Source organism: Halopenitus malekzadehii (genome assembly GCF_900108505.1).
GTDB lineage: Archaea > Halobacteriota > Halobacteria > Halobacteriales > Haloferacaceae > Halopenitus > Halopenitus malekzadehii.
The window spans coordinates 116,894-142,020 of the sequence record NZ_FNWU01000002.1; the positions used below are offsets into that span (position 1 = coordinate 116,894).

Genomic DNA, 25,127 nt, shown 5'->3' on the forward strand with positions numbered 1-25,127 from the left:
GGTCACCCCTCCGAACGACGCGTTCCGAACAGGATCGCCCGGACCGAGTGCGGACTGTGGGTACGCAGCACGGAGACGACGTTGAGGCAGAACACGACGACGCCGACGAGGATCGCCGCGCCGCCCAGGCCGGCACCGGTCGTGACGAGGCGAGCGACGTCGACGCCACTTCCGATCCCGATCCCGGCCCCGAGCGCCGACTCGGGGAGGGTCGCAAGCAGGTCCGAGACGACGAGCAGCAGCGTGCCGCCGAGGAAGCACGCGAAGTCGATCCGAGCCAGCCGGTCGCTGTAGAGGTCGTCGATCATCGGGACGTCCTCGAAGCCGAGCCGGTCGCTGTAGCGGTGCACCCAGACGATGAAGGGGACGACGTGATAGACGGTCCCGAGCACGACGAACCCGATCACGCCCAGCCCGAGGAGGTGAACCGTTCCCGGCGCGCCGAACCGCGTCTCGGCCGCAAGCGGCGCCCGCAGCCACCGCGGCAGCGTGAGCAGGGCCCACAGCGCCATCGCCGGCGCGAGCACGGCGTACCGCGAGAGCATCGGCGTCCAGGGGACCTGGGCCTCGAACAGCCGTCGGGCGAGGATCACGCTCATCGCGAGCACGCCGGCGATCACGAGCCCGCCGCCGACGACGCCGAGGAGTCGCCCGCCCGCGATGTCCGGGCCGAGGAGCCGCCCGCTCGCGAGCGCGATCACGCCGACGGGATATCCCACCGACACGATCCGCCGCAGGGGATGGTCGATCCCGTGGAGGTCGGTCTGGGTGAACATCGTCGCGAGCTGGAAGAGCGCGCCGAGGACGGTCGTGAGTATCGCGCCGAAGACCGCAAGGGTCGCGTGTGCCCCGACCAGGTCGGCCCGGTCGATCGGCGTCGCGCGGAGGATCGGGACGACGAGATCGACCGCCAACACGAGCCCCGCCGCCGTCAACAGGAGGAAGAACCCGACCGCGATCAGGAAGTGCCGCTCGGTCACGTCGAGCGTCGCAAGCTGGCCGACGCCCCGGATCGTCGCGGCGATGTTGTACGCGAAAACCCAGAACCCGACGACCATCAGCGCCCCGAAGACGGGAATGAGCGCCAGCCGGCCGGCCAGCAGCCCACCCACGAACCCCACGAGACCGACCGCGACGAGCTGTAGCTGTCGGGTCGCGAGTCGCCGCGAGTAAAGCTCGACCCCGGACCAGACCGGCACGAACTGCGTCATCGCGCCCATGATCGTCACGCAGACCCATCCCGCAAGCAGGAGGTGGACGTGTGCGAGCGACGACAAGCCGGGCGCCGTGATGGGCCCGATCCCCCCGAGGACCGAGACGCCCCCGACGACGCCGCCGGCGAGCAGGAATCCCAATGCGACCAGGAAGTGCCGCAGCGGCACCGTCATCGGTGGCTGCTGCTCGGTGTCCACGGTTCCGGGAACGACGCTCATGGATCGACGAACGGGACCGCGTCACCTCGGCCTGTTCGCGAACATATTCGACCGGTTGTCGGCCGATCACCGTCAGCAGATGCAGGGCTTTTGCCGTCGACGACCGAGACGGGACGTATGGGCGACTCATCGCGATCGATGCGGCTGACCGTGCTCGGGTCCGGAAGCGCGATGGCGGTCCCCGACCGCGCACAGACGGGACTCCTCCTGGAGACCGGCAACCGGGCGCTGCTCGTGGACTGTGGAAGCGGCGTTCTCGGGCGGCTCGCGGGAACCGACGTCGGGTACGAGGGCGTCGGCACCGTCCTGTTGACACACCACCACCTCGATCACGTCTCGGACCTGCTCGCGCTGCTCAAGGCGCGCTGGCTCGCCGACGAGGACCACCTTGAGGTCCTCGGCCCGCCGGGCACGAAGTCGCTGCTCGACGGGCTCCTCGACGTCCACGACTACCTCGACGGGCGCGTCGACCTGGGGGTTCGGGAGGTGACCGCCGGTGACGAGTTCTCGGCCGGCGGATTCGACGTGACCGCAACCGAAACCCGCCACTCGATGCCCGGCCACGCGTACCGGTTCGCGCCGACTGACTCCGCAGTTACCGCTCGGAACGGCCCGGTGGCGTTCTCGGGAGATACGGAGGCGTTCGCCGGGGTCGCACGCTTCGCCGACGGCGCCACGGTCCTCCTCCACGACTGCTCGTTCACCGACGACGTCGACGACGAGACCGGGAACCATCCGACGCCGACCCGGCTCGGGGAGACGCTCGCCGACGTCGACGTCGGCCGACTCTATCTCACACACCTCTATCCGCAGACGCGCGGCCACGAGGACGAGATGACCGCCGCCGTCGCCGCAGCCGGGTTCGACGGCGCGGTCGAAACCGCCCGTGACGGCCTTCGACTCGACGTTCCGGTGGAGGCGGCTGGCGACGCGGCTGGTGGCACGGACGGCGACGCCGACGGCGACGCGAACGGCAGCTCGAAGTGAGAAGCCGGTGTAACCACGAACGGTTACTGAACCGCGGTTTCGACCCCGATATTTAAGCACGTATGGCGGCACCGATCGTGTATGGACGAACCGCTCTCGGACGATTTCGGACGGGAGGTCACCGGCGTCCGGATCTCGTTGACGGACCGGTGTAACTTCGACTGCGTCTACTGCCACAACGAGGGCCTCGGCGACACGCGCGGACCGATGGAACCGAGCGAGAACGAGATGAGTGCCGACGAGATCGTCCGGTTCCTGGAGGTCGTGGAGGGATACGGCGTCGACTCGGTGAAGTTCACCGGCGGCGAGCCGATGCTCCGGGAGGACCTCGAGGAGATCATCCGCCGGACGCCCGACTCGATGGAGGTCTCGATGACGACGAACGGGACGTTCCTGCCGGGTCGTGCCGAGGACCTGAACGCGGCCGGCCTCGATCGGGTCAACGTCTCCCAGGATGCCCTCGATCCGGAGGCGTTCGCGGCGATCACCGAATCCGGCGCCTACGAGCGCGTGATCGAGGGCGTCGAGGCGGCCCTCGATGCCGGACTCGCGCCGGTGAAGCTCAACATGGTCGTCTTCGAGCACACGGCCGGCTACGTCGAGGGAATGGTCGACCACGTCGCGAAAAACGACGGACTCCAGCTCCAGCTCATCGAGTATATGCCCGAGCTGACCGGCAAGCCGGAGTGGAACATCGACATCGGCCGCGTCCATGACTGGCTGGCCGACATTGCCGACCGCGTCGAGCACCGCGAGATGCACGACCGCAAGCGCTACTTCATCAGCGACGACGGGACCGTACCCGAGGTCGATCTCGCGGACGACGCCGTGGACTCGGACCACCCGGACGCCGATGGCGTCGGGATGGTCGAGATCGTCGACCCCGTCGAGAACGAGACGTTCTGTGCCAACTGCGGTCGCGTCCGTGTCACCCACGAGGGGTACCTCAAGGGCTGTCTCAACCGGAACGACGACCTCCGTTCGATGGGCGAGATGACTCGCGAGGAGATCGCCGAAACGTTCGAGGCGGTCGTCGCGAACCGGGTGCCCTACTACGGCGAATACCTGATCGAGGGCGAGGACGGCGAGTACGAGTTCAACGAGAAGTACCTGTCGCCGGCGTCGGCGGCCGACTGAACGACGCGCCGTCGATCTGGTACGATCCCGCGGTCACCCGTCGATCGGTGCGATCCCGAGCAGATCGAGCAGCCCGCGGAGAGTGAGTCCGACCACGAGTAGCCCGCCGGCGAGGAGGAACGGCGCCGAGAGGCCCATCGCGACGTCGTAGCCGACGACGAGCCGGCTCAGACCGCGGATAACGAACGAGACGACGATCAACGCCACCGCGATCAGCGCGAGCCAGACGAAGCGGCTCGGCGTCAGCCACGATCCGGTTCGGTCGCTGATATCCGCATCCGTCGTCGCCGCTTCGTCGGTCATTCCTCACTCCTCGGGCGCGAACTCGACGAGCGTCAGATCGCGGTCGAGCATACAGTAGTCGTGTGGCGGCTCGCCGAGCACCTGTTGGATCGTTCGTTCCTCCTCGAACTCGACCCCGTCCGGCACGCAGTATTGGTGGCTCGGACAGTCGGTGTGCGGGCAGTCACCGGCCAGCGAGGCGCGGCTGCCGGCGTAGGCCTGCTTGGAGAGGACGGTCGCGGGAACCGAAGCGGGCTCGACCTCGACCGCGCGAACGCCGTCGTCGTGGACGGCACACTCGAGCGTCTGCGCGTTCTCGCGGACGTCGGTGATCCGGTAACGGGTCCCCTCCGAGAGGTTGAGACACTGGTCCCGGTAGGGACAGCCCTCGCAGTCGGCTGATTCGCCGCGGTAGACGAACTCCCGGCCGACGTCGGCGAGCCGCGTTCCGACGAGCGTGACGGTCGACATGGTACGGGAAAGGGGCTCCGGCGCGTTAAGCCTCCCGACTGGGTCACCCGGAGATCGTGCCGATCCATCGGCTCGAAAGCCACATACGGCCGCCGAGCGAACCGACACGCAATGACCACCGACGCGGTGACGGGGGGGTCCGAAATCGCGGACGTCGCCGAGCTTGCCTGCCGGCTCCGCGCCGAAGCGATCCGGAGCAACGAGCGGCGTGGGCTCGTGATCGCTGGCGACCGTGATGCCGGGATCGACGCCGCCTACACCGCCGTCGACGCGATCGAGGACGACACCGCGCCCGCCGACCGGGCGACCCTCGCGGACCACGACGACCTGGCGGGGAACGGGACGCGAGCCGCAGCGACCGACGACGCCGGCCTCGACGTCTCCATCGTCTCCACACGTGAGGGGTTCCGGTTCGACCGCGTGGCGCCGGTCCACGCCGACGACCTGCTCGGGACCACGCGCGACGTGGTGATCCTCGACTGTCACGACCGGTTTCGGCCGAACGCGCTCGGCCAGGTCGTCGGCGCCGTCGACGGCGGCGGCCTCCTCGTGCTCGTGACGCCGGCGCTTGCGGACTGGCCCGCGATCCGGGACGGCTTCGACGAGGGACTCGCGGTCCCGCCGTTCGACATCGACGACGTCACCGGCCGGTTCCGCGAGCGACTCGTCTCGACGATCCGGGACCACGAGGGGATCGCGATCGTCGAGGCAACCGCAGCGGACCACGAGACCGATGGCGGGGATGGCCCCGTCATCCGGAAACCGGGACTCACCGATCCACCGGATCGGACCGATCCCCCCGATCGAACCGTTCCCCCCAATCAAACCGACCCGCGATCGCGAGCCGGAGCGCACCCACAGGACGGACCACACCCACACGCCGCTCCCGGCGGCGCCGCGTTTCCCGACGCGGTCTACGAGGCCTGTCGAACGCGGGACCAGGTCCGCGCGGTCAGTGCGTTCGAGTCGCTTCGCGACCCCGACCGTGCGGCGGTCGTCGTCGAATCCGATCGGGGGCGCGGCAAGTCGAGCGCGGCGGGGTTGGCCGCGGCAGCGTTCGCGCTGGAGGGAGTCGACGTCCGCGTGACCGCGCCGTCGATGGACGCCGTCGACGCGCTCTTCGACCGGGTTCGAGAGGTGCTCTCGGCGCGGAACGCGATCCGGGCCGTCGGAACCGTTCCCGACACCGGAACCGCATCCGAATCCGGAACCACATCCGAGCCCGGAATCGCATCCGAGCCCGGAATCGCATCCGAGCCCGGAACCGACGGCCGCCGGATCGAAACCGGATCCGGCGGGTCGGTCGAGTACGTCTCGCCGACCGTCGCCGCGGAGCGTGCCGGCGGCGACGGGGGCGCCGACGTCCGCATCGTCGACGAGGCCGCGGCGCTCCCGGTCGCGACGTTGCAGGCGTTTCTCGCGGCCGAGTCGGTCGCGTTCTGCACCACGATCCACGGCTACGAGGGCGCTGGACGTGGGTTCTCGGTTCGGTTCCTGGACCGACTCCGGGCCGACGCGAGCGAAACCGGCCGGACGGTGCGGGAGATCCGACTTGACCAGCCGATCCGGTACGCGCGCGACGATCCGATCGAGCGCTGGACGTTTCACGCGCTGTTGCTCGATGCCACCCCGGTCGTCCCGGAGGCGGTCGACGACGTGTGGGCCGACCGGTCCCCCACAGGCGGGGACGCCGAGTCGAACCCGGCGGTCACCTATCGGCGGCTGTCCACGGACGACCTGCTCGCGGACGAGCGACTGCTGGCCGAGGCGTTCGGGCTGCTCGTGTTCGCACACTACCGGACCGAGCCGAACGACCTGGCGCGACTGCTCGACGCGCCGAACCTCTCGGTGCGCGCGCTGACGGCGCGGGGACACGTGGTCGCCGTCGCACTCGTCGCTCGGGAGGGGGGGCTCTCAGCGGACCGACGGGCGGGGATGTACGAGGGCGACCGCGTCCGGGGGAACATGGTCCCCGACGTGCTCACGAGTCAGCTTCGCGACGAGGCCGCCGGAACGCCGGTCGGGATCCGCACGATGCGGATCGCGACCCACCCCGCCCTCCGACGGCGAGGACTCGGAAGCCACCTCCTCGACCGGATCCACGACGAGTTTGCGGGGGGTGACGGCGACGTCCGAAAGCGCGTCGACGGCGACGACCACGGCGATACCGACGATGAGGACGACGGCGGCGTCGACGACCACGGTCCTGGGATCGACTACTTCAGCGTCAGCTTCGGCGCGACGCCGGATCTCGTCCGGTTCTGGCAGCGGGCGGGGTACGGAACGGTCCACGTTTCAACGACGCGAAACGATGCGTCCGGGGAGCGATCGGCGGTGCTGATCCGACCCGTAACCGACGCGGGGATGCGACTCCGTGACCGACACGCGACCGCGCTCCGTGATCGACTGCGGGACGGACTCTCGGACGCTCTTCGCGATCTTGACCCCGACGTGGCCGCAGCGACGATCGCGGCGTGTCCCGTCGACGGCGGCGCGTGGCTGTCGCTTTCGGACCGGGACTGGCGGGCGCTCGTCGCGGCCGCGGACGGTCCCGGTGGCTACGAGGTGGTTCCGGGGGCGGCCCGGGATCTCGCGTTCGCCGCCCTGCTCGACCGGGACACGCCTGCGGATGGGAACACCCACGGCGACGAGGACCACGACCTCACGGACCGGGAGGTTCGGCTGCTGATCCGGGCGGTGCTTCAGAGCCATCCTCGTGCGGACGTCGCCGCCGATCTCGGCTACGAATCGACGAGACAGTGTCTGCGTGCGTTGGGATCGGCGATCGGGACGTTGCTTGACGACTACGGCGGCGCCGTCGTGGACGAGGAGCGGAAACGGTTCGAGACGTGAGACTCCTCGGTGCGTTCGGATCGGCCTTCCGATCATCCTCCCGATCGGTCCATCGATCGCTCCACCGATCGCTCCACCGATGGACCTCCTCCGGTCCGGAGTCGCTGCCGCGAGCCGGACACTTATCCGATCGGTCGCGGAACGAAGGCGTATGTCCGAACCAGACGTCGTCGTGCTTCGGCAGAAGCTCCACGGACAGGACGGGTCCGACTATGCCGAGGTCCTTCGGGACCGCCTCCCCGATCGGGAGATCGGCCATCCGGACACGCCCGCCGAGCAACGCGAACAGCTGCGAACGGCTCGCGTTGCGACCGGGTTCGAGCTCGACCGCGAAGCGATCGCGGCCGCCGAGAACCTGGAGCTGTTCGCCGGGGTCTACGCCGGGACGGGCCACCTCGACCTCGAGGCGTTCGAGGACCACGGCGTCGCAGTCACGAACGCCTCGGGCGTCCACGGGCCGAACATCGCCGAGTACGTGATCGGCAGTCTGATCGCACACGCGAGGCAGTTCCCGACGGCGTGGGACAACGCCGACCGCGGCGTCTGGCAGGCGCAGCCGGTCCTCGAACTGCACGGATCGACGGTGGCGATCGTCGGTCTCGGCGCGATCGGTACGGCGATCGCCGAGCGGCTCGATGCCTTCGGCGTTGACACCGTCGGCGTCCGGTATACGCCCGAAAAGGGCGGGCCAACCGACGAGGTGTACGGGTTCGAGGACGTCCACACCGCCGTCGCGGCGGCCGACCACCTGGTGCTTGCGTGTCCGCTCACCGAGACGACCGCGGAGCTCGTCGACGACGAGCTGTTGACGACGATGCCGACACACGGGATCCTCGTCAACATCGCGCGTGGGAAGGTCGTCGAGACGGACGCCTTGCTCGAGTCGCTCCAGCACGGCGAGATCCGCGCCGCGGCGCTCGACGTGACCGACCCGGAGCCGCTCCCGAGCGACCATCCCCTCTGGGATCTCGACAACGTGACGATCACGCCCCACAACGCGGGCAACACGCCGAACTACTTCGACCGCTGTGCGGACCTCCTGATCGAGAACCTCGATCGACTCGACGCGGGCGCGGATCTCACGAACCAGGTCGTCTAGGGCCACTCGCCAGACTGCTCCGGATCACCCACCAGACCGTCTCCGGATCAGTCCCACCAGCTAGGGGAACTCGCCGTCGACGACGGTGTTCTCAAGCGTGCCGACGCCCTCGTAGGTGATCGAGACCGTGTCGCCGGACTCGATCAGGCCGGGGTTCGCCGGACTGCCGAACGCGACGCAGTCGCCCGGTCGCAGCGTGAACCGCTCGGAGAGGTGGGCGACGATCTCGAAGGGATCGAACAGCATCTGCGCCGTCGTCGCCGACTGGCGCCGTTCGCCGGAGACGATCGTCTCCATCTCGACGTCGGTCGGGTCGTCGAGGTCGGTCTCGATCCACGGACCCAGCGGCGCGGACCCGTCGAAGGCCTTTCGCGCCGTCCGTCCGACCTGGTCGAGCGCGTCGACGTCGTTGAGGATCGTGTAGCCACGGACGACGTCGGGGACGTCGGCAGGATCGAGGCCACGACACCGCCGGCCGATGACCGCGACGAGCTCGCCGGCATAGGTGAGTTCGTCCGTCCACGCGGGCTCGGGGATCGCCTCACCGTGGGCGATCAGGCTCGTCGGCGGCTTGATGAAGAAATCCGGCGCCGCCGGCCGCTCGTAGTCCATCTGGTCGATCGTCTCCGCGTAGTTTCGGCCCACACAATAGAGGGCCGTTGGATCACACGGCGGGAGCAGTCGTCCGTCGACGCCGACCTCGTAGGTCCCGTCGGCGGCGTGTATCGTCCCGTTCTCGTACCGTCCCGAAACCGGTCCCTCCGGCGTGAGAATGCGTGCCTGGCGCATACCGAACCTCGTGCAGATCGGTATTTAAACGCGACGAGCGAGGACACTCCCCGTCGATCGAGGCCATCGTGTTCCTCCCGCGACGTTCTTCGGGACGATCGACGGCCTGCGGGAGGTTCGCTTCCCCTCCGGTTACGGCACGGAGGACGTCATTTATCCGCGAGTCGGCCGGGCGTCCACTCGCCGTCGAAGGCCTCGTGAGTGAACGGCGTGGCGTCTTCACCCGCGTAGGTGGCCACGAGCTGGCCGTCGCCCTCGAGGTAGTACTTGTAGGTCGTCAATCCCGCCAGCCCGACCGGGCCACGAGCGTGGATCTTCCCCGTCGAGATGCCGACCTCCGCGCCGAGACCGTAGCGATAGCCGTCGGCAAAGCGCGTCGAGGCGTTGTGGAAGACGCTCGCGGCGTCGATGCCGGTCATAAACAGCTCGGCGGTCTCGGCGTCTTCGGCGACGATCGACTCGGTGTGCTTCGAGCCGTGGGCGTTGACGTGTTCGACGGCCTCGTACACGTCCGAGACGATCTTGATCGACAGTTCGAGGTCCCCGTACTCGCTGTCCCAATCGTCGTCGGTCGCTTCGCCCACGTCGACGATTTCGCGAGTCACCTCGTCCCCGCGGAGCTCGACGCCGGCAGCCTCGTAGCGCTCGACCATAGGCGGTAGGAACGTCTCGGCGATGCGTTCGTTGACCAGCAGCGTCTCGACGGCGTTGCAGACTGCCGGATACTGGACCTTGGCGTCGAAGGCGATCTCCTCGGCCTGTTCGAGATCGGCGCTCTCGTCGACGTAGACGTGGCAAACCCCTTCCGTATGACCCAGTACGGGAATTTGGGTGTTGTTCTGGATGTAGGAGACGAACTCCGAGGAGCCACGGGGCATCAGCAGATCCACTTCGTCGTCCATCTCCAGCAGGCGGTCGACCTCCTCGTGCGCTTCGATGAGCTGGACCCAGCCGTCGGGCAGCTCGGCGGTCGCCTCGCGGATGATCTCATAGAGGACGCGGTTGGACTCGCTCGCTTCACTGCCGCCTTTGAGGATGACGGCGTTGCCGGATTTGAGTGCGAGGGCAGCGATCTGGACCAGTGCGTCCGGCCGCGACTCAAAGATGGTGCCGACGACGCCGATCGGGACGGCGACCTTGTACAGTTCGAGATCCTCGTCCAGTTCCCGGGCCTCCAGCGTCTCGCCGAGCGGATCGTCCTGTTCCGCGACGCTCTCGACCATCTCGGCGATGCTCTCCAGTTTCGCGTCGTCGAGTTTCAGCCGGTCGACGAGCGCCTGGGTGTACTCGCCCCGTTTGAGCATGGCCTCCGCCTCCTCCACGTCGATCGCGTTGGCCTCGCGGATCTCCGTCTCGTGGCCGCGGATGGCGTCAGCGATCGATTCGAGCGCCGCGTTGCGCGTCGCTTCGTCAACGTTTGCCAACTGCAGCGCGGCGTGCTGTGCGTCGGTCACCTGGGATTCCGTGTCGTACTCAGTCATCTGTGGCTCCGGTTATCGGGATGAATAGCGTTCCCACCGGTTTGGCAGTAGCGATCCGTTCCAGCACGTCCCGGTCCGCCGAGTTCGCGATGATCGCGGGCGTGCCGTGCTCGCTCACGTCGCGTGCGCCCTCGACTTTGGTCAGGATGCCGCCGAATTCGTCGGTCGTGCTGTCGTCGACGAACGACTGGACGGCGTCGTAGTTCGTGCCGACTGCCTCGATCAGTTCCGCATCGTCGTCGTCCTTCGGATTGCCGGTGTAGACGCCACCGACGTCGGTCAGGGTCACCAGCAGATCGACGTCGACGCCGATAGCGACCGATGCCGAGAGCATATCGTTGTCGCCGATCTGGATCTCCTCGGTCGCGATCGCGTCATTCTCGTTGATGATCGGTACGATTCCCCAGTCGAACAGCGTCTCGATGGTGTTACGAACGTTCGTGAACCGCTCGGGGTTGGCCAGATCGTGCTCGGTCAGTAGAATCTGTGCGACCGTCTGGTCGTAGCGGTCGAAACTCTGTGTGTAGTGGCGCATCAGGTGGCTCTGTCCGACGGTCGACAGCGCCTGGCTCTCCTCGACCGTCTCGGTCACCTCGTCGATCAGCCCTTTGCCGGCACCGACTGCGCCGGACGAAACCAACAGGACGTCCTTCCCACGCTCCCGGAGGGCCATGATGTCGCTGACGAGTTTGTCGAGTTTCACGCGATCGAGTCGGGAGTCCGCGTCAGTCAGGGAGTTCGTCCCCGCCTTAACGATCACACGCTGGGCGGCGGCGGCCTGATCGCGTGCCTGCTCGACGGTCTCTTCGTCGATGGGCTCGATCACCGACTGATCACTCATCGCCGAACTCCTCGGCGAGTTCGCGGGACCGCTTCTCGGCCGCTTCGACGGCGTCGACGACCGCCGCATCGGCATCGCTGTCCCAGAGCACCTCCATCCCCTCGATGGTCGTCCCGTTGGGCGAGCAGACGGCGTCGATGAGCTCCGAGACGCTGCGATCGTCCCGGAGGACCGTCTCGGCCGCGCCTTTGAACGTCTGGGCGGCCAGCGTCTCGGCCTGCTCGGGATCAAGGCCGCCGTTGACGCCGGCCTCCTTCATGGCGTCGATGAGGTAGAAGACGAAGGCCGGGCCGCTGCCGTTGACTGCCGTCGCCACGTCCATCAGCTCCTCGTCTATCTCGACGAACTCGCCGACTGCATCGAGCAGGTCCCGGACGTCGTCGTCGATCCCCTCGTGGGTGGCTGCGGCGGCCATATCGCCGGTCTCCGCCGCCAGGTTCGGCATAATCCGGACGACCGTCGCGTCCGTCTCGCCGGCGACGAACGACCGCGGGACGCCCGCCGCGATGGTGACGAGCGACTGGTCCGGCCGGAGATCGAGATCCGAGAGCACTGCGGAGACTGCCTTCGGTTTGACCGCCAGAACGACGATCTCGGCCTCCCGGGCCGCGTCGATGTCGTCGGTCGTCCTGTCCGCGTCGTCGGCGACTGACGCCAGCGCCTCGGGATCGAGGTCGATAGCTGTCACTTCGTAGGCTCCGGTCCGGGTGAGTCCCTTCACGAACGCTCCACCCATATTCCCGCAGCCGATAACGCTCACGTGTATCATCCTATTTAGACAGAGGGGGATTGAGGTACATACCAACTACGGCTTCGTTCGAGCGACGGCCTGTCGGGGGCGCCCTTCGTTCCACTACGGAGAAACTCCCATCGTATCTTCGGCTACGATGAGTTACTATCGCCGTATCTGGTTTATGGCGGTCCTCGATCCTCGCCGCCAATCGATCGTGTGGCCGACTACCGATCGAGTCTGGAGAGTCGGTGCTCGACGACCGACGGGGGCCAGGGTGAGGTGATCGTCTCGCGCTCGCGGCCGAACGTTTCGACCGATCGATGGACCCCTCGCCCGCTCGACTGCCGTTCGAAGAGGAAGGCGTACGTCGCGACCTGCAGCTCGTACCGTTTGCGCGTGTCGGAAGTCAGCGCCGCCAGCGAGATCTTCAGATCGGCCACGTGTCGTTCCCCGGCCGGCGTCTCGACGACGACGTCCGCGGTCCCGTGGATCTCGACCTCAACGTCGCCGATCGTGGCGAGTCCGTCGACCGGCTGCTCGACCCTGACCGTCTCGGCGTCCCCGATCAGGGCCCAGAGATCGGACGCCACGAAATCGTCGAGCACCGCCCGATCGAGGAACCCGAACAGGGCATCGCGCTCGTCCGCGCCGACGTGCGGTGCCGTCTCGGTGAGCGTCTCGTCGAATATCTCCCGCACGATCGCGTCCCGTTCCCGGATCGTCGTGCCGGAGACGCTTCGATCGATGAGCGTCGTCAACACGTCGTGCAGACACCTGCCGACGTCGCCCGGGCCGAGTCGATCGAACGGGAGCGGATGGTCAGCCGGAACGTCGTTCGCCGCCGTGTGCAGGGCGTTGCCGAGCAGATGGGGAATCACGTACTCGTCGGGGCGTTCGGTCAGCGGATGGAGGGTGCTCGGGCGGAGGAACCGCGGCAGCCACGGCTCCAACGTCGCGGTTCGGGGCGGCGTCACGGCGACATCGGCGTCGGCTCGCGTCGGCGTTCCGTCCGGCGTCCACCGAGCGCCCAGCGCGACGTCGTTGACGCCGATGTCGATCGGAGCCGTTCCACTCGCGGAGTCAAGCGTATACGTCCCGGTCCGTTCCGTGGAGAACCCGAGCTGCTGCCGGATCGTGTCGAGCCACCGGTCGCGTGGTCGAGGGTCGTACGGCACCGTTCCTGGAAGCGGTACGACGAGGTGATCTCTGGTGCGCGTGAGGGCGACGTACAGCAATCGCCACTCCTCGGCGCGGTCGTTCGCGGCGACCCGCCGAAGTCGATCGGGCCCGACGAGCAGGTCGGCGCCGGCTTCGTTGATTGAGACGTCAACGACGTCATCCCGCCAGCGTGCCGTCATCCACCGCAGACCGACGTCCGGGTCCCGGGTGTCGGACGGGTCGTAGATGCCGTTTCGGTACCCCGGCAGCGACACGTCGATCGAGACGTCGACGTTCGTCGGCGGGGCAAGGGCTGCACGCGTTCCCTGCGTCACGGATCGGTTCGATCGGACGCCGTTCCGACTGATCTCGAACCCGGGATTGGCGAGCACGACGACGTCGGCTTCGTCGCCTTTCGCGTCGTGGATCGTGCGGAATTCGACGTCGTGATCGGCGCCGGTAACGCTCGGCTGGGACGGGCCGAGACGCGGGCTGTCGCGGAAGGGATCGACGAGATCCGTGAGCTCCCGGGGCGGGAGGTGGTCGTCCGCCTCCCACTGCGCGATCGTCGCCGTGAGGGCGTCGAGGTTCGCAACCCGTTGTGCGGCGTCACGATCGGGGGCCAGATCGGCCGGGTCCGCCCGGAGTCCCAGCGCCTCGATGACGTCCTCCACGTACGTCGATGCCGGCCGGGAGAGGACGGCGTCACGACGACGTCGAAGCGTCGCAAGCCCCTCGAGAAGGTGTCCCTGTGCCGTCGAGAGATCGCACGCATCGAGCACGTGGCCGAGGGCGCCGTCGTGGGCGTCGACGGCATCAGCAAGCGTCCGGTCATCGATCGGGTCCTCGGTGAGGAGACGGCGCGTCCGTGCCGGATCTGCAGGCGCGATCAGCCACTCACAGACGGCGAGCACCGCGTCGACGGCGTCACACGCGAACAGGTTCCGGCTCGCGTTCCGCACGCGGAGCCCCGCCTCGGCGAACGCCTCCTCGTACGCCTCCATCCTCGACGACCACCTGAACAGCACGTCGATGTCGAGCGGCTCGCCGTCGCCGTCCGTGAACGTGCCGTCGCCGAGCCCCTTCGAGACCAGCGTCGCGACCGCCTCGGCCTCGCCGCGCCCCTCGACCGGGCGACACCACGTGTACGAGTCCGGATCCGAATGCATCGGATCGAACGCCGCGATGTGAACGTTGGTCCCGGCGGTCGGCTCCCGGAACGCGTCGAGTCCGGGATACGTCACGTCCAGATCGCCGATATCTCCGCGATCCGGATCCGTGAGCACCGGGTCGGCGATCGCGGAGATCGCGGCGGCGACGTCGGGACGACATCGGTACGTCGTCGTCGCCGTCCAGTGTTCGTGCGTGTCCCACTCGACCCCGAGATATCGGCCGTCCCGGATCGCGGACTCGAACAGCTCGGGGTCGGCGTTTCGCCACCGGTAGATGCTCTGCAGCAGGTCGCCCGAACAGAACACCCGCGTCTCCGTCGTCACGAGATGTGCAAGCGCCGCGTGCTGGATCGCGGACACGTCCTGTGCCTCGTCGATGATTAGGCTCCGCATCCGCGTTCGGTACCGCTCGCGAACCCGGACCCGATTCTCGTCGTTCTCATCCCCGATCCGTCCCTCGAAGTACGCGTCGATCAGGGCGGCCACGTCCGTATGCGACACCACACCTCGATCGCGGATGGCGTCCCGGTATGCCTCACGGTACCCCGACAGCACGGCACAGAAGTCGTCGACACGGTCGACCCACTCCTCGTGAAGCCGTGCGTCGGCGGCGACGACGTGCCGGCGATCCGCGTCCGTTGGTGCCGCATCGCCAGCACCCTCATCGACGCCATCCATGTCCGCATCTGGATCTACATCTGGATCTACATCTGAACCTACATCGACATCGCCGCCGACGAATCGGCGGATCGCGTCGAGAACGTCGTCACCCGACGCCGGCTGCCCTCCGGGATACACGCTCTCGATCGTCCGTTCCAACTCCCGTCGTACGTCGGCGGTGGAGAGCCGCCTGTCCCGACAGTACGCGACGGCGGTTTCCAGCAGGTCGGCAACGCCGTCTCGGTATTCCTCGTCCGGATACGCCGCCTCCAGCCTGGAGAGGCGGTCCGTAAGCGCCGGATCGCGCCGGACCGTCTCATAACACGCGGTGTGCACCCGTCGCAATCGGGCCTCGGATCCGACTGCCGGCATCCCCTCGAAGCCGACGTCGTGGGCGATCTCCTCGAAAACGGTCCGCAGGACGCCGTCGATCGTTCCGGCGAAGGAGGCTCGTTGCACCCGTTGCGCCAGGTACTCGAGTTCGCGATCCGAGATCCGGTCGGCGGCCGGGACGAGCTCGTGGTCGACGATCGTCCGGAGGCGATCGCGGATCGCCGGGACGATGTCGGCCGCCTCCCCACGGGTGAAGGACACGACCGCGACGTGCTGTTCGGGCGTGCGATCCCCGTTCACGTACCGGGTGAGAAGCTCCTCAGCGGCGAGGTGATACGCGACGACGGATTTGCCCGACCCGGGAACGCAATCGAGCGTGAAGAGACCTGCATCGTGGGCGACGTACGCGTCCCGGATCGCGCGCTGTGCGCCCCGCAGTCGGATCGGCTCGTCGGTCATCGATCGCCTCCACTTCGGGTCACGGTCATCGATCGCCTCCGTCCTCACGACGACCCTCGGCCGTCGCTCCTCGATCCTCGACGATCTCTCGGAGCGGCTCCGGAAGCCTTCGATCCGGACTCACCAGTCGATGCAGTGCGTCGTCGTCGACCGCGGTCGGGTCGAGCTGGTCGAGGAGCGGCGACCGGCGGCGCGGGTCGCCGTCCATCGTCTCGGTGTGTCGCGTCAGGACCAGCCCGCGGCCGGCTGCCCGGCAGGCGTCGTCGAACTGGTCGCGGTCGCGCCCGTCCGTCCACGCGGTTCGCGGGGCGAGCGTGCTCGTGCCCTCGGCGCCCGCGAGAACCGCCTCCTGTAGCTCCGGCGGGATCGGGCTCTCGCTCGTCCGCGGCCACTCGCCGTCGACGAGGCCGACCACGACCACGTACGGGACGTCGAGCAGCCAGACGTCGTTCGCCTCGAGCACGTCGACGGCACGTGCGTTCGAGTGTTCGCGGCGTCCGGGACGCTGCGTGGCGATCAGCCGGGCGAGGTCCGCGACGTCATCCCACGACTGCGTGAGCGTTCCCTCCGCGATCCGGTCCGCGTATTTATACGGGAGCTGCCGAACGAGTGCTTCGAGGCGGACCACGGCACGGGCATCACGCTCCGTCTCGATGAGTGCCGGTGAATCACGCGCCTTCGTGGCGGGAAGCCCCGCCCGCTCGTAGGCGTCGACGACGTCGCCGAACACGGCCCCGACGGCGTCCGGCGACGGGGCCGGACGCGACCGCATCCACTCGACGTACGTCCGGATCCGGTCGTCGACGGAGGGCGTCTCCGAGAGCGTCTCGGCCCACTCGTCGATCGTCCGCCGGTCCGCCGGAAGCGCCACGAGCCCGTTCCGGATCGTCCGCGGGTCGAGCGGCCACGCCGTGCTCGAGTCGGCCCGGATCTCGTCCGAGTCCGCGGCCGAAGCCGGGTGGGAGATGTCCGGCGGACACCATCCGTGTTCGAGCGGGCGGCAGAGCGCCTCCGCGTCGAGGTCGGTTGCGGCGAGGACCTTACACACGGCTTCGAGGAGTGCGAACGGCGTGGTTCGAGTCACACGCAGCTGCGTCCAGAAGACCGGTGTGGCGCCGTACTGTACCGCGGCGCGGTACAGCGGTTCCTCGTACTCGTCGAGATCGCGTGCGACGACGGCGACGTCACGCACGCCGACACCCGCACCCCGGAGGGCGGCCACGGTGGCCATCGCGCTTCGGGCTTCCGCCCTTCGCGTCGTTGTCACCAACTCCACGGCGGGGACGTCGGCGCCGGGAAGCGGGTCCGCGAGCGCGAGGCGATCGGCCGACGTCACGGCTCGAACACCACCGCTCCGGGCGCGTCGACGTCGAACAGATCCGGCAATCGCCGGGCGAGGTACGGCCCGGTGCCACGACGGAGATGGAGGTGTGTCTCCACCGACGCCCGATCCAGCAGTACGTGGAGGAGGTCGACGTACACCGCCGACACGCTACTCACGCCGACGAACGAGACGCACGTCACGTCGGGGAACGCGCTCCGCCAGGCCGTCCCGTCCGTGTCCCGAAGCGTTCTGATCGCCCGTCGAACGAGCGCGACGTCGGAGACGTGTGAATCGGTCCGTTCCCGAAGGCTCCGCTCGATGTCGACGGCGGCGTCGATGCGTTCGCGCGCGTCGGCGTCGATGGGGGCGTCGATCGTCCCCGCGGCGTCACGGAGGCGCCGAAGACGTGCGGGGTGAAAGCCGGTCACGTTCTCGATCTCCGTTCGGAGCTGCTCGATGGCCCGTGGCTCCTCGGGGGCTCCCGGACCGATCGACGATCCGGATCCGTCGGTGTGAATGGACCGAACCATCGAGAGCCGGTCGATGCGGTCGATGCAGTCAGTGGACGGTCCCAAGCCGTCGGCGTGGCCGAGGAGCCGCACGCCGACGTCGGCCGGATCCGCGAACTCGATCCCGTCCTTCGGCGCGTGTGCCTCCCGCAGCCGTCGCTGCACGTTTCGTCGATGGAGTTCGACCGGCGTGAGGACCAGCTCGGTCCCCGGCGACCCGTCACGGAGCCGCTCCAGGAGCGACTCCTCGTCTCCCACGTGGAGGGTGAGATCGGCCGGGAGTCGTGCGTGTGGGATGGACATCGTCAGGTACCGCGTATCGTCGTCAGTTACCGCGTCGTATCGTCAGTGATCCGGGCGTCGTCGTGGCCTGCAGGTCACCGACCCGCGTTACGTGCAGGTCCCGCCTCCTCGTACATCAACCATTGGTGTGCTGGCCGATGACTCCCCGGATCGGGACACGTCACCGATCGGAGACGGAACACGTCGACGACGGAACCTGGATGCACGTATGAACGAGGTACTGCTATATCTTTTCGAGTATCGTTGCCGTCCTTTTTCGAACGTCCGTCATCCGTTCGTTATCACTCGCCGTCTCCGACGTGCTCGGCGGTGGAGGGATCGAGAACGGTCGCCGTCGCCTATCGGTCCCGACTCACTCCGACGGGGGCGTCGCCGCCGCCGCCTCGCCGTCGTCCCGCTGTGTCGCGACCGCCGCGCGCTGCAGGTCGTCGATCCGGGGGACGTCGGTGACGTTCGAGAGGACGACGAGCGCTTCGAGCGTGGACGACCGATCGCGGGGGTCGTCGCCGGCCAGGATCTCGACGGTGTCGGCCTCCTCCTCGAGCCACTGGCGAGCGCTCTCGAACCCGCGCCGGGAGAACGCCGACGGCGGCCCGGACAACACGACCAGCGCCCGTTCCGCGCTGGCGACGTCGCAGGGAACCGTCAACCGCGACGTGGTCGCCTGCTGGACGAGCGAGTTGACCTTCGCGGCGTCGGTCGTCCGGTCGGCCGGCTCGTCGGGATCGTACCCGAACCACGACAGCAGGCGGGCGAACAGCCCCGCCCCCCCCGACACCACGTCGGTCGTGGCGTGGCCGATCGAGACGATCCCGCCCGGCTCGAGGGTCCGAACCACGTCGCTCGAGTCGACCGCGTTCTCGGCGATCGTGTTCGAGTCGCGTTCGCCGGCGGCGAACAGGGTACAGATACGCCGTGCGAGCGCCCGCGTCGCGTCCTCGCCGTTCTCGGCCTCCGGTTTGAGCCAGGCGTCGTGATCGAAGGTGATCGTGCTTGCCGCCGCCGGAACGATGGTCCGGATCGCGCGGGCGGCGTTGAGCGCCGCCGCGTCACCGTCCTCGTCGGCCGGCAGAACGCCGAGCGCGTATACCGGTTCGTCGTAGGTCGCCTGCAGTTCCTCGACGAGCACCGACCCGGCCCCGCTGCCGGTCGCGCTTCCGAGTCCCGCGGCGACGAGGACGCCGTCGGCGTCGTAGACGTCGATCGCATCCAGCGCACGGCGTATCTCCGGCAGATCGCCCCGCGTCACCTCGGCGGCGATGTCGGGACCGCCATCGACGCCGTCGACCGTGACCTGCGGATGGGTGTCGCCGATCAGGACGCGCCGGTCCTCGGGAACCGTCTCGACGTCGTCGGTCGGCGACCGGGAGATGTCACAGACGATCGCGTTCCCGCCGGTGAACGTGCGGCCGGTTTCGGCCTCGATCTCCCGGATGCAGTCGACGACCCGACTCCCGGTGGCGCCGACGCCGACGAGTGCGAGCTCCATCGGTTAGACGACGGGGTCGAGGTCGTTGTTCTCGTCGGTGATCAGGTCGTTGATCTCCTCCTCGCGGACGGCCTCCTGCTCGGCGATCTTCTCCTGGGCGTCGACCGCCTGGTTCTGGATCTCGTTGATCCGCGGGGTCTCCGTGACGTTCGAGAGGAGCACCGCCGCCGCGAGCTGGGGGGATTTCCCTCGCGGATCGTCGCCGACGAGCACCTCGACGGTGTCCGCTTCCTGTTCGAGCCACTGGCGCGCGCTCTCGATACCCTTCCGGGAGAACTCGCTTGGCGGCCCCGAGAGGACGACGAGCGCGCGGTCGGCGCTCGAGATCTCGGCGGGCACCGTGAGCCGGGAGTTGACCGCCCGGCGGACGAGCCCCTGGATCTTCGTCGCCTTGCTGCCCTCGTCCGCCGACTCCGCCCGGTCGGTGCTCCAGCGGTCGAGCAGGCCGCCGGTGGCGGCGTCGTTGTCCACCTCGGTGGCGGCGTAGCCGATCGTCGAGACGCCGCCGGTGTCGAGCGTCCGGATGATGTCGCTTGAGTCCATCGCGTTCTCGGCGACCTCGGAGTCGTCCGTCTCGCCGGCCGCAAGCAGGGTCACGAGCCGGGCCGCGAGCTCGCGGTTCATCTGCTCGTATCCCTCCTCGATCGTCTGTTCGCGGGCGCGCCAAGCGTCGTTGTCGAAGCCGATGAAGTTGTCGACCTTGGTGACGAACGACTGCAGCGACCGGGCCGCGTTCAGCGCCGGGCGGCCGCCCTCGTACTTGCCGGGCAGCACGCCGAGCCCGTAGACCGGCTCGTCGTACATCTCCTGGAGGGTGTCGATCACGACCGGACCGCCGCCGCTGCCCGATCCGCCGCCGAGTCCCGCGACGACGAGGAGGGCGTCGACCTCGTGGATCTCGACGTCGTCGAACGCGCGGCGGATCTCCTCGATGTCGGCCTTCGCGACCTCGGCGCCGACCTCGACGTCGCCGCCGACGCCGTGACCCTTGGCTTTCTGGTTCGTGTCGCCGATGAGGACGCGCCGGTCCTCGGGGATGTAATCCGGCTTCGCGAGGTCCGTCCGCGCGGTGTTGATCGCGTGGACGTGCTGACAGAGGTTCCGATCGGTTTGGGATTCGAACTCGAGCATCCGGTCGACGATCTTGCTCCCGGCGTTCCCGACGCCGATCGTGGCGAGCTTCATACCCCCCGTTCACGCTCCAGGGGTTTTAAAGCCGATGTAATTTACATTTGATATGTTTGGTGACGAAACGATCGATCGATCCGGCGTCAAGTCGCCGCCCCGGCTGGTGAGGTTCCGGTAGACCCTCGGGAGCGTCCCCAACTCGGGAGCGACGGTACAGCTCGTTCCGGGGGTTGCGGTTCACACGCCGGGACCGGTACAACTACTGACTGCATATTGATACATTTGGGCGACACGAGCGAATGATCAGCCGCGCTCCCGTCGGAACCCCTTTGGGGGCGGCTGTCCGACTCTCGCGGTATGATCGACGAGACCGTCGCGGAGATCCGGGCGATGCAGACCCACAGCTCCTCGGTCGCCGCGGTGAAGGCCACCGAGGCGCTCGCGGACCTCATCGACCGGGAATATTCGTCCCTCGAGGAGTTCGAGCGGGACCTCGAACACAACGCCGGCGTCCTCCGCCGGTCCGACACCTCCCACGCCGCCCTCCACAACGCGGTCCGGGACGTGGAACGCGCCGTCGTCGGCGAGGCGGACTCGATCCCCGAGGCGAAACACCGCCTGGAGGCCGCAATCGACGACGCCGTCGAGGCGGTCAGGACCGGCAAGCGCCGAGCCGCGGAACACGCCGCCGCGACCATCGCGGACGGCGAGACGCTTCTCACCCACGACTACTCCTCGACGGTGCTCGAGGCGATCGAGAACGCGACGGCGGAGGGCGCACATCTCTCCGCGTACGTGACCGAAGCGCGCCCGCGGTACCTCGGTCGGAAGTCGGCGCGCGAGCTGTCGGCGAATCCACGCGTCGACACGACGATGGTGGTCGACAGCGCGATGGGCCACGCGCTCCGGCAGTGCGACCGCGTCCTGCTGGGAATGACCTGCATCACGGACGGCACCTACTACAACCGGATCGGCACCTTCCCGCTCGTGACCACCGCCGCCGAACTCGGCGTCCCGGTGACCGTCGTCGGGTCGAGCGCGAAGCTGATCGAGTCGTTCCACTTCGAGAACGACTTCCGTGATTCCGTCGAGGTGTCGCGTGAGCCGATGGCGGACGTGACGATCGAGAACCCGGCATATGACGCCACGCCGGTCGAGGCCGTCGATCGGGTCATCACCGACGAGGGTGACGTTCCGGTCGACTCACTGACCACGTCGTAGGAGAAACGGAACCGCCACGACACGACGGGGAAACACCCACGAGGATCGCCCTCGTGGGTGGGATATGGCTAGCCCCGACGACGGCTTCACCGCCCAGATCCTGTTGTACGACGGCTTCGACGAACTCGACGCGATCGGTCCCTACGAAGCACTCGCGATCGCCGGCGAGATCCTGGCGGACGCCGATCCGGCGGACTCACCCGACGCCCACGCGCCGTCGGCACTCACCGTCGAGTACGTCACGCTCGAACCGCGCGAGCGCGTAGTCGCGAGCCACGGCACACGCATCGAGCCGGACGGCGTGCTTGCGGTCCCCTCGGAGGGCGAATCGGCGGCGTCGAATCCGGATCTCCTCGTCATTCCGGGCGGCGGCTGGACCGCACGCGATCCGGACGCGAGTGCGTGGGCGGAGGCCCAACGCGGCGCGATCCCCGACGCGCTCGCCGCGATCGCCGGAACGAGCGTACGGCTCGCGTCGGTGTGTACCGGCACGATGCTGCTCGCGACGGCGGGGATCACGGACGGCCGGCGGGCCGTCACGCACGCGAGCGCGCTTGAGGATCTTCGTGAATCGGGCGCGACGGTGGTCGACGCCCGGGTCGTCGACGACGGCGACGTCGTGAGCGCCGGCGGGATCACCTCCGGAATCGACCTGGGGATCTACCTCGTCCGGGACGTTCTCGGAGGGACGATCGCCGACCGGGTGGCGACGCGGCTCGAGTACACGCCCCAGGGAACCGTGGCCGGTCGGGACGAATCCGACTGACGACGGTCGGCGGGGAAACGGCTTGACGACGGTCGGCGGGGAAACGGCTTGACGACGGTCGGCGGGGAAACGGCTTGACGACGGTCGGCGGGGAAACGGCTTGACGACGGTCGGCGGGGAAACGGCTTGACGACGGTCGGCGGGGAAACGGCTTGACGACGGTCGGCGGGGAAACGGCTTGACGACGGTCGGCGGGGAAACGGCTTGACGACGGTCGGCGGAGGTAGTACGATCGCGGCCGCAGGGTGTGACACACGACGGGAATTCGCTTCGCGGGAAACGATCGATCCCGTCACGGGCGGCCGATTCCGTATGAATGGCAGTACATTTAGTATGCTACAGATACGTTCACGGACTGATGCCGCTTCGCCCAGCCGACACCGACCTGCTCGGGGAGATCGCCATCTCCATCGCGCGGGAGAACTACGGCTTTCTCTACGTCGACCGCGTGACCGAGGAGATCCGGGACCGATACGAGTCCGCGGACACCGGGCTGACGAAGGCGAGCAGCCTGAGTCGCTCGGAGATCAAGGAGTCGCTCCAGGAGATCGCCGGGCAGGAACACGAGGACTTCCGGCGGATCCGGTCGGGCGTCTACTACTATGACCTGTTCTCGACCGGTCACGACAATCGGGTCCCGAACCGACTCAAGGACCTGTTTCTGTCGACCCAACAGGTCGTCACCGCCGAACAGATACGCAACGAGTTCAACCTCGCCGTCGACGACGTGGAGTTCTTCGTCGACAAGCTGGTCTCGAACGACATGCTCTTCCGGATCGCGGCGGGCTCGCGGGAGTACTACTCGGTCGGGTCGTTGCTGAAGGAGCAGACGGGACAGAACCGGCTCGAGGACGAACTCAGGGAGCAGTCGCGCGGCAGCGAACCGCTGGGCATCCTGTCGCACGACGAGCTCGAGCAGATCATCTCGGTCAACGCGACCACCGACGTCATCCGATATCTGGAGGGTCAGCTCGGATTCCTTGCCGATCTCGACGGCGAATATCTGGTGTGGGGCGCCCTCGAGGACTACGGCCGGTGGATGGCCGAGGAGATCGCCGACGACGTGGTCGCGGAGTTCGACGACGTCGGTCACGCGATGCCCACAAGCGAGTACCGCGAGGTCGTCACCGCCCGGATCGAGGGGCGGACGGACATCCTCGAGAACGTCAGCCGGGCTGAACGCGACGACGTGATCGACGCGGTCGAGGAGGGCCTCCAGGCGGTCGTCGACGTCGACGTCGACGGCCGGATCGCGGTGCACCGCGAACCACTCGTCGAGGAGATCGACGCCCACGCTGAGAAGATCGTCTCGCCGCTGCTTGCCGACACCGCCGCCGCGACCCCCTCGGTGATGAAGGAGGAAGCCGAAGCCGAGATCGAGGGGCTCCGGCTCGCCGACAGCGAGGAGGCGAACCGCTACCTGAGAGAACAGGTCCGCGAGCGGGCCGACGCCAAGATCGAGGAGGCCTTTTAACCAATGCGAACCAGATTCAGCGACTTCACGACCAACGAACAGAACGGAACGACCTTCGTCACGGCGGTTCCCCAAAGCAGCGCGGACGAGCCCGTCCGTTTCGACGCGAGCATCGCCGATCAGGGTTCCGACGACGACCCGCAGGCCAACTGGGAGGAGATAATCGCCACGCTCGCCCAGGGACACCTCGGTAACGAACTGCTGATCGAGGGGGGACGCGGCGTGATGGACAAGGAGGTCGCCATCGAGGCGCTCGTCGAGTCGGACGCCGAACACGTCCGGAACGAGCACGCCGCCCACGCCGTCCTCGAGTACCTCGACGACCAGGACATCGTCTCCATCGACGGCGAGGAGGTCGTCGTGTTGCTCTCCTACGAGCAGATCCGTGAGGAGGGATCGAGCTCGATGCTCAACAACTGGGCGGCGACCCTCGACGCCTGCGTCGAGCGGATCGACTCCGCGATCGAGCGGGTCAAACAGAACCAGGAGACGCTCCAACAGCACTTCGAGGACCTCTCGGACACCCAGAACCTCGAGCAGGAGTACGCCCAGAAGGCCGACGAGCTGAAACAGGAGATGAAGGGGCTGCTGGCCGGGCGGATGCCCTCCGAACTCGCCGACGACGAGAAACGGCGGTTCGAGATGCTCCGCAAGCGGTACCACCGCTACGAGATGTTCGAGGAGAAGGCCGCCTCGCCGGTCGCGGAGACGCAAGGACCGGAGATCCTCGGGGCCGTCGTCGAGGACATGGAGAACATCAAGCTGCTGTTGATGGACCAAAGCCAGGAGTTCCGCAAGCTGGCGCTCTCGGAGAACTTCACCGAAAGCGGCGCGCTCCAGGACCTCGAGAACCTCGAGAGCTTCGTCGCGGAGTTCGGCGACGTCACCGAGCCGAGCGAGCAGATGGAGGAGAAATCCGACGACGAGTTCGTCGAGGATCTGTTCGATATGCGCGAATCGACGACCACCGAGGAGGTCCAACAGCTTGACGAAGACGCGACGCTCGAGACGACACGGTAAGGCGG

General features: G+C 67.9%; 20 protein-coding genes. 8 read left to right on the plus strand and 12 right to left on the minus strand.

Annotation, left to right across the window (positions count from 1 at the left end):
• Positions 1–2: 2 nt before the first annotated feature.
• Positions 3–1,433, minus strand: coding sequence for a hypothetical protein (locus BLW38_RS05965; RefSeq protein WP_092815964.1), 1,431 nt, complete (start codon positions 1,431–1,433; stop codon positions 3–5).
• 138 nt (positions 1,434–1,571) lie between these two features.
• Between BLW38_RS05965 and BLW38_RS05970 the strand changes: the two genes are divergently transcribed.
• Together BLW38_RS05970 and moaA are read left to right on the plus strand one after the other, a co-directional pair.
• On the plus strand, positions 1,572–2,420 hold the full coding sequence (locus BLW38_RS05970) for an MBL fold metallo-hydrolase (protein WP_092816435.1): 849 nt from the start codon (positions 1,572–1,574) through the stop codon (positions 2,418–2,420).
• A gap of 81 nt (positions 2,421–2,501) precedes the next feature.
• Positions 2,502–3,557, plus strand: a complete 1,056-nt coding sequence (gene moaA, locus BLW38_RS05975) for a GTP 3',8-cyclase MoaA (protein WP_092815967.1) — start codon at positions 2,502–2,504, stop codon at positions 3,555–3,557.
• Positions 3,558–3,590: 33 nt separating this feature from the next.
• Here the strand turns inward: moaA and BLW38_RS05980 are convergent, their stop codons facing one another.
• Positions 3,591–3,860, minus strand: coding sequence for a hypothetical protein (locus BLW38_RS05980; RefSeq protein ID WP_245710086.1), 270 nt, complete (start codon positions 3,858–3,860; stop codon positions 3,591–3,593).
• 3 nt (positions 3,861–3,863) lie between these two features.
• Entirely contained in the window at positions 3,864–4,310 is a 447-nt protein-coding gene (locus BLW38_RS05985; protein ID WP_092815970.1) for a UPF0179 family protein, read from the minus strand.
• 111 nt (positions 4,311–4,421) lie between these two features.
• Here BLW38_RS05985 and BLW38_RS05990 point away from each other — a divergent pair, with 111 nt between their 5' ends.
• Positions 4,422–7,163, plus strand: a complete 2,742-nt coding sequence (locus BLW38_RS05990; protein WP_092815973.1) for a GNAT family N-acetyltransferase — start codon at positions 4,422–4,424, stop codon at positions 7,161–7,163.
• Positions 7,164–7,314: 151 nt separating this feature from the next.
• Positions 7,315–8,262, plus strand: a complete 948-nt coding sequence (locus BLW38_RS05995) for a D-2-hydroxyacid dehydrogenase (RefSeq protein WP_092816439.1) — start codon at positions 7,315–7,317, stop codon at positions 8,260–8,262.
• Between the two features lie 60 nt (positions 8,263–8,322).
• Here BLW38_RS05995 and BLW38_RS06000 read toward each other — a convergent pair whose 3' ends face one another.
• The 9 genes from BLW38_RS06000 to BLW38_RS06040 form a co-directional block, all read right to left on the minus strand.
• Positions 8,323–9,051, minus strand: coding sequence for a fumarylacetoacetate hydrolase family protein (locus BLW38_RS06000; RefSeq protein WP_092815976.1), 729 nt, complete (start codon positions 9,049–9,051; stop codon positions 8,323–8,325).
• Between the two features lie 149 nt (positions 9,052–9,200).
• Complete coding sequence (locus BLW38_RS06005) at positions 9,201–10,532, minus strand: glutamate-5-semialdehyde dehydrogenase (RefSeq protein WP_092815978.1); 1,332 nt, start codon at positions 10,530–10,532, stop codon at positions 9,201–9,203.
• On the minus strand, positions 10,525–11,373 hold the full coding sequence (gene proB / locus BLW38_RS06010; protein WP_092815980.1) for a glutamate 5-kinase: 849 nt from the start codon (positions 11,371–11,373) through the stop codon (positions 10,525–10,527). Before proB ends, BLW38_RS06005 begins: the two co-directional genes overlap by 8 nt.
• Positions 11,366–12,142, minus strand: a complete 777-nt coding sequence (gene proC, locus BLW38_RS06015; RefSeq protein ID WP_092815982.1) for a pyrroline-5-carboxylate reductase — start codon at positions 12,140–12,142, stop codon at positions 11,366–11,368. The genes proB and proC overlap by 8 nt, the downstream gene beginning before the upstream one ends.
• A gap of 188 nt (positions 12,143–12,330) precedes the next feature.
• Entirely contained in the window at positions 12,331–15,888 is a 3,558-nt protein-coding gene (locus BLW38_RS06020) for a UvrD-helicase domain-containing protein (protein WP_092815984.1), read from the minus strand.
• Between the two features lie 25 nt (positions 15,889–15,913).
• A complete protein-coding gene (locus tag BLW38_RS06025; protein WP_092815986.1) occupies positions 15,914–17,224 on the minus strand; it encodes a PD-(D/E)XK nuclease family protein in 1,311 nt (436 codons plus the stop codon).
• Complete coding sequence (locus tag BLW38_RS06030; RefSeq protein WP_092815988.1) at positions 17,221–18,024, minus strand: hypothetical protein; 804 nt, start codon at positions 18,022–18,024, stop codon at positions 17,221–17,223. Before BLW38_RS06030 ends, BLW38_RS06025 begins: the two co-directional genes overlap by 4 nt.
• A 352-nt stretch (positions 18,025–18,376) precedes the next feature.
• The gene (locus BLW38_RS06035; RefSeq protein WP_092815991.1) at positions 18,377–19,513 is read right to left on the minus strand and encodes a tubulin/FtsZ family protein; all 1,137 of its coding nucleotides are present in this window, start codon (positions 19,511–19,513) and stop codon (positions 18,377–18,379) included.
• A gap of 3 nt (positions 19,514–19,516) precedes the next feature.
• On the minus strand, positions 19,517–20,698 hold the full coding sequence (locus BLW38_RS06040; protein ID WP_092815993.1) for a tubulin/FtsZ family protein: 1,182 nt from the start codon (positions 20,696–20,698) through the stop codon (positions 19,517–19,519).
• Positions 20,699–20,998: 300 nt separating this feature from the next.
• On the opposite strand from BLW38_RS06040, the gene BLW38_RS06045 reads away from it, so the two are divergent.
• The 4 genes from BLW38_RS06045 (at position 20,999) to BLW38_RS06060 (ending at position 25,122) form a co-directional block, all read left to right on the plus strand.
• On the plus strand, positions 20,999–21,862 hold the full coding sequence (locus tag BLW38_RS06045) for a translation initiation factor eIF-2B (RefSeq protein WP_092815995.1): 864 nt from the start codon (positions 20,999–21,001) through the stop codon (positions 21,860–21,862).
• A gap of 64 nt (positions 21,863–21,926) precedes the next feature.
• Positions 21,927–22,628 carry a DJ-1/PfpI family protein gene (locus BLW38_RS06050; RefSeq protein WP_092815997.1) on the plus strand — a complete coding sequence of 234 codons (702 nt, stop codon included), beginning with the start codon at positions 21,927–21,929 and terminating at the stop codon, positions 22,626–22,628.
• 358 nt (positions 22,629–22,986) lie between these two features.
• Positions 22,987–24,102 (plus strand): hypothetical protein, encoded by a 1,116-nt coding sequence (locus tag BLW38_RS06055; protein ID WP_092816000.1) that lies wholly within the window; start codon positions 22,987–22,989, stop codon positions 24,100–24,102.
• A gap of 3 nt (positions 24,103–24,105) precedes the next feature.
• Entirely contained in the window at positions 24,106–25,122 is a 1,017-nt protein-coding gene (locus tag BLW38_RS06060; protein ID WP_092816002.1) for a hypothetical protein, read from the plus strand.
• Positions 25,123–25,127: the final 5 nt, after the last annotated feature.